4 protein-coding genes are annotated in these 6202 nt (G+C 57.4%); 3 read left to right on the top strand and 1 reads right to left on the bottom strand.

The features are described from left to right. Positions 1-673, top strand: a 673-nt coding sequence (locus RTU96_RS12300) for a methyl-accepting chemotaxis protein (protein WP_312636911.1), incomplete at its 5' end; no start/stop codon positions are given. Positions 674-955: 282 nt separating this feature from the next. Here RTU96_RS12300 and RTU96_RS12295 read toward each other — a convergent pair. Next, positions 956-1525, bottom strand: a complete 570-nt coding sequence (locus RTU96_RS12295; protein ID WP_312636910.1) for an epoxyqueuosine reductase QueH — start codon at positions 1523-1525, stop codon at positions 956-958. A 241-nt stretch (positions 1526-1766) separates the two neighbouring features. On the opposite strand from RTU96_RS12295, the gene RTU96_RS12290 reads away from it, so the two are divergent. Beyond that, entirely contained in the window at positions 1767-4709 is a 2943-nt protein-coding gene (locus RTU96_RS12290; protein WP_312636909.1) for an acyl-CoA dehydratase activase, read from the top strand. Between the two features lie 3 nt (positions 4710-4712). Next, entirely contained in the window at positions 4713-6110 is a 1398-nt protein-coding gene (locus tag RTU96_RS12285; protein WP_312636908.1) for a 2-hydroxyacyl-CoA dehydratase, read from the top strand. The last annotated feature ends 92 nt before the right edge of the window (positions 6111-6202 follow it).

Raw genomic sequence — 6202 nt, 5'->3', positions numbered from 1 at the left:
GCAGACCGCCGGCGCGTTGTTTGATCAGATGCGGCAGCAGTCCGCGTATGCCGGTGAAAGTATGACGGAAATGCTTGCTGCAATCGGCGGCATGGAGGAAAATGCCAAAAAAATTACGGAAGTGATTCGTGCGATTCAGGACATCGCCTTCCAGACCAATGTGCTCGCGCTAAACGCCGCGATAGAGGCAGCGCGGGCAGGCGGCGCCGGGAAAGGCTTCTCGGTTGTGGCCGGGGAAGTCCGCAATCTTGCGCAGAGAAGCGCGGAGGCCGCCGAAAGCACACAGGCTCTGCTTGGGCAGTCCGTTTCCTCCGTGCAGGCCGGGCGCATCCACGCACAGAAGACCGAAGAGGCTTTGCACGAAATTATGGACTTTGTAAAACAGGTGACCGGCGCGATTCAGCAAATATCCGGCGCGTCCTTGAAGCAGAAGGAGGCCGCCGTGGAGATGCAGTCGAGCATGACGCAGATTGTGTCCTCTATTGCTTCAAACAGCGCATTTTCCGAGGAGTGCGCCGCCACCAGTCAGAGCCTTCTTGAACAGGCGGACGTTCTGGCGCAAAAGATGCGGCAATTCCGCCTGCTGGAAGCTGCGGATAATTCTCCTTTACCGGACGATGCTGCCATTACGCCGCCGGATTGCGGGGAGGACGTCCCTGAATCGAGTACCTGAGCCTTAGCCGCTCCATAAAAGCACTCGCAGCCCGAAGCCGTGGATGAGATGCCCATACGCAGAAAAACGTGCACTATCCAATAAGGCTTTCCCCTCATGACGGCAAAGGCTGCGGTTTTGATATCCTCCTGCCATTCCCACGCATATCATTCAAGGGTGGAAACTGGTATTGACCGGTTCCCACCCTTGAATTTTCATATTCGGTTTGCATGTGCTGAATTGTTCCTGTAATTTGGTGGACTTGCCGTCCCATGCTTCTTTTTGCGAACAGGACGCATAGAATCATGCGTTCTCCGCGTATTTCTCCCGGTCCCGGCGAATCTGCTTTTGATAGCGGTCCGCCTCGGAAAAGACGCAGCCGCAGTATTTTTGCATATAAAAGCCAAGCTCCCGCGCCTTTTGATTTCCTTCGCGGAAATTGGCCCGGAAGTCCCGGTATAAAAACGAAACGCCATATTGCTTCCCAAATCGCTCCGCCGCCCGGGCAATGCCGTCGTGGTCCTGATAAAGAGAGGCCAGAAGGGTGGAGGTAAAGGCCTCGTATCCGTGCTGGGCGGCATAGCGCGCCGCCTCCTCCAACCGGTGCTCGTAGCACCAGGCGCAGCGGCGGTCGATGTCGCCCGCCACATGGCAGACAAAGTCCCGCAGGCCGTATTCCTCCCGCACAATCAGCTTCATGCCGATGCTGGGCGCATACTCCGCAAGACAGTCCCGGCGGGCTTCGTATTCCTTCCAAGGATGGATATTGGGATTATACCAGAAGGCTGTGGGCTCCAGTCCCTCCGCCCGCAAAGGTTCGATGCAGGAGAGGGAGCAGGGGGCGCAGCAACAGTGCAGCAAAACGGATTCCATAAAACGTGTCACCTCGCCGTCAGTATAGCAGATTCGGCCGCTTTGCGCAAGAGAGCGGAAAAGCGTGGAAAAGAGTAGCTGTTTCCTATGGTTCCAGTGTTCGTTTTTAACGTAACATTAACGGAGGAAAACGTTTTTGCAATTGAAAAGTTCACATAAACAGAGTAGAATGAACACTGTTTAGCAGGAGGTGCGGTGCGAGTTTTCGCGCTGTTCGGACATTCTTAGGAGGAATCTGTTTTTGCGTGTTGGACTGGATGTCGGCTCTACCACCATTAAATGCGTGGTGCTGGATGACGACGAAAAAATTATATATTCTACATACGAGCGCCATTACAGTCATATTTTGGAAAAATCGGAGGAGCTGCTGCGGCGCATGGCCCAGTGGCACGTTCCCGGCGGGCGGGCGCTGCTCTCCATTTCCGGCTCCGCCGGAATGGGCATGGCGCAGAGCGTGGAGGTCCCCTTTGTGCAGGAGGTGTTCGCCACCCGCGTGGCGGTGGGGCGGTTTGCCCCCGGAACCGACGTGGTGATTGAGCTGGGCGGCGAAGACGCCAAAATTCTCTTTATGACAAACGGGCTTGAAGTCCGGATGAACGGCTCCTGCGCGGGAGGGACCGGCGCCTTTATCGACCAGATGGCAACGCTTTTGAAGATGACCGCCGAGGAGCTGGACACCGCGGCTTTGCGGGCGGAGAAGACCTATACCATCGCGTCCCGCTGCGGCGTGTTCGCCAAGAGCGACGTGCAGCCCCTCATCAATCAGGGCGCAAAGGCGGAGGACATTGCCGCCAGCATCTATCAGGCGGTGGTGAATCAGACCATCGCGGGGCTGGCACAAGGCCGCCCCATCAAGGGAAAGGTTTTGTATCTGGGCGGGCCGCTGACCTTCTCCAAATGCCTGCGGGAAAGCTTTGACAGCACACTGGGCGTTGCGGGCATGTGCCCGGAAAACAGCCTTTTGTTCGTGGCTCTTGGGGCGGCGCTGTACTCCGATCGGGAATTTGATCTCGCGGACGTGGCTCGGCATCTGCGGGAGCGGGGTGCGTCGGAAACCTACCGGTCCCAGCCGCCCCTGTTCGCCGACGAGGAAGAATACGAAAAATTCCGCGCGCGGCACGCAAGGGCATCTGTTCCTCAGGTTCCTTTCGGTGCGGAGTATGCCGAACCGGTGCACATCGGGATCGACTCCGGCTCCACCACCGTGAAGGTGGCAGTGATCGACGAACAGGCCCGGCTGCTGTTCACGGACTACCGTCCCAACGAGGGCAGCCCCACCGCCCTGATCCGGGAGGTACTGCTGCGGCTGTATGACGAGCATCCGGCTCTGCAAGTTGCCTCCGTCACCACCACGGGATACGGCGAGGATTTGGCCAAGGCTGCGTTTCACGCGGATTTCGGCGTGGTGGAAACTGTGGCCCATTTTACCGCTGCGCGGCATTTCCTGCCGGATGTGGATTTCATCATCGACATCGGCGGGCAGGACATGAAGTGCTTCAAAATTGAAAACGGAGCCATCGGCGACATCTTTTTGAACGAGGCATGCTCCTCCGGCTGTGGCAGCTTTCTCCAGACCTTTGCGCAGGCGCTGGGCAGAGACGTAAAGGAGTTTGCAAAGCTGGGCCTGTTTGCCCGGCGGCCTGTGGATTTGGGCAGCCGGTGCACGGTGTTTATGAACTCCAGTGTGAAGCAGGCCCAGAAGGACGGGGCCTCCATTGAGAATATTTCGGCGGGCCTTTCCATCAGCGTGGTGAAAAACGCCATCTACAAGGTTATCCGCGCCGCCTCTCCCGAAGAACTTGGCAGAAACATTGTGGTGCAAGGCGGTACATTTTATAACGAGGCGGTTTTGCGGGCCTTTGAAAAGGAGATGGGGACGGAGGTCATCCGCCCCGACATCGCGGGACTGATGGGGGCTTACGGCGCGGCGCTGCACGGCATGGAAAAGGTGGAGCCGGGAAGGCGAAGCACGCTTCTGACGGCGGAGCGCCTGCGCGGCTTTACGCAGGATACCCGCAGCAGACTGTGCGGCCTTTGCGGAAACAACTGCCAGCTCACCGTCAACACTTTTTCCGACGGAGCCGTCTTCCTCAGCGGAAACCGCTGCGACCGCCCCGTTACCGGCAAGGCGGACAGCGGGCTGCTGAACCTCTACGAATACAAACGCAGGCTGCTTTTAAGCTATAAGCCCGTCCCCGGAAAACGGGGAAAAATCGGCCTTCCGCTGTGCCTGAACAACTATGAGCTGCTGCCCTTCTGGCACGCGTTTTTTACAAGTCTTGGCTTTACCGTGTACCACAGCCCTCTCAGCAGCCGGGACCTGTATTTGAAGGGGCAGGCCAGCATCCCCAGCGACACCGCTTGCTTCCCGGCAAAGCTGGCCCACGGCCACATCCAATATCTGAGCCGGTTGGGGCTGGACGCGATTTTCTACCCCTGTATGACCTACAATTTGGACGAGGGCAAGGGCGACAATCACTATAACTGTCCCGTGGTGGCCTATTATCCGGAGGTTATCGCCGGGAACTCTCCGGAGATTAAAAACGTCAAATTTATCTACGATTATGTGGGGCTTCACCATCCCAAGGAGTTTGCCCACAAGATGCACGGGGTTCTCAAAAAGTATTTCTCCGGCATCAGCCGGAGCGAGGTTCGGGAGGCGGCGGACGAGGCCTATGCCGAGTATGAAAAGCACATGGCCCAGATCCGCGGAGAGGGCCAGCGCATCATCAAACAGGCCCGGGAAGAGGGGCGGCGCATCGTCGTTCTGGCCGGTCGGCCCTACCACGCGGACCCGGAGGTGAACCACGGGATCGACACCCTGCTGACCCAGTTCGGCGCGGCGGTGGTGACGGAGGACGCTGTTTCCGAGTTGGTGGACCGGTTTGAAACCTCCGTGCTGAACCAGTGGACCTACCACGCCCGGCTGTACGCCGCCGCGAAATACTGCACACAAAGCAGCGATATGGAGCTGGTGCAGTTGGTGTCCTTTGGCTGCGGGGTGGACGCTATCACCTCCGACGAGACACGGGAAATTTTGCAGGAGGGCGGAAAGCTTTATACCCAGCTAAAAATTGACGAAATTACGAATTTGGGCGCGGTGCGTATCCGCCTGCGGAGCCTGTTTGCCGCATTGGAGGAACAGGAAGACCGACGGCGGGTTGCCGCCCGGAAGGAGGACTGAGCCATGGAGATGAGTTATCCGAAATTTACCCCGGAAATGAAAAAGACGCATAAGATACTGATTCCCAGCATGGCTCCCATTCAGTTCCGGATTCTGGCCGCTGCCATGGAGAATCAGGGCTATACCTGTGAGCTTTTGGGCAATTGCGGTTCTCAGGTGGCGGAGAATGGGCTGAAATACGTCCACAACGATACCTGCTATCCCGCGCTGCTGGTCATCGGCCAGTTTTTGGACGCGCTGGATTCCGGAAAATACGATTTGGACCACACGGCCCTCATCATCACACAGACCGGCGGGGGCTGCCGTGCATCCAACTATATTCACCTGCTGCGCAAGGCGCTGGAGCGGGCGGGTTACGGGCAGGTACCTGTGGCAAGTCTGAACTTCTCAGGCCTTGAAAAAGACTCCGGCTTCCCCATGACGCTGCTTTTGATGCGCCAGTTGATGGCGGCCATCTACTATGGGGATTTGCTGGCGACCTTGCGGGCCCAGACCGTTCCCTATGAGCTGAACAGGGGCGACGGGGACGCGATGCTTGAAAAATGGCTGACGCACATCTGCGAGAGCATCCGGGCGGGGAAGGGCTATACCAATCGAGAGGTCCGCGCCCTGATGCCGAAAATTGCCGCCGATTTTGCCACAATTCCCGTCCGCCGTACGCCGAAGGTAAAGGTGGGCGTGGTGGGGGAAATCTATGTGAAATACTCCCCCCTTGGCAACAACGATTTGGAGAAGTTTCTGGAATCTCAGGACTGCGAAGTGAACCTGCCAGGGCTGATGGGCTTTGTGCAGTACTGTGCCTATAACCCCTCGGAAACGGCGCGGCTGTATGGCGGAAGCTTTTTTGAAAAGCACATTTCTGATGTGGTTTTGGGATATCTTGCCGGAACGGAGCGGGTGATGCGCAAGGCGCTGGAGAAAAACGGCTATCACGCCCCGCTGCCCTTCAAAGAGCTTAAAAAGCTTGCCGAAGGCGTCATCGGTCTTGGTAATAAAATGGGAGAGGGCTGGCTTCTCACCGCAGAGATGATTGAGCTTGTACGCGCAGGATACGAAAATATCGTCTGTGCCCAGCCCTTTGGCTGCCTGCCCAACCATATCTGCGGCAAGGGCATGGTGAACAAAATCCGGGAGCTGTATCCCCAGGCCAATATCACTCCCATTGACTACGATCCCAGTGCCACCCGGGTAAACCAGGAAAACCGCATCAAGCTGATGCTGGCGGTGGGCCGGGAGCGGCTGGAGAGTGGCTCCGACGGGGAGAAATCGGCTCCGGATCTGCAACCTGCGTTGGAAATGGACGTGGATTCAATGGGGGAGACGGAGATCAGGTTGGCGCCGAAGACGGAAGAGGAAGAGAAGCTGGAACCGGCGCTGGAAAAGAAAGCTGCGGGTCTTTAAGACTGAAGAAAGCATCATAAAACAAGCGCCGCCCGCATTGCGGGCGGCACTTGCTTGTCTTTTGATATACCCAAACCGAAAAGCCCGATTTT

This window comes from Oscillibacter sp. (genome assembly GCF_032018205.1).
GTDB lineage: Bacteria > Bacillota > Clostridia > Oscillospirales > Oscillospiraceae > Oscillibacter.
This window is presented reverse-complemented; position numbering and strand designations above follow the sequence as displayed.

Coding starts and splice junctions, on each gene's coding strand:
- RTU96_RS12285 (WP_312636908.1), top strand. CDS start 4,713: ATGGAGATGAGTTATCCGAAATTTACCCCGGAAATGAAAAAGACGCAT.
- RTU96_RS12295 (WP_312636910.1), bottom strand. CDS start 1,525: ATGGAATCCGTTTTGCTGCACTGTTGCTGCGCCCCCTGCTCCCTCTCC.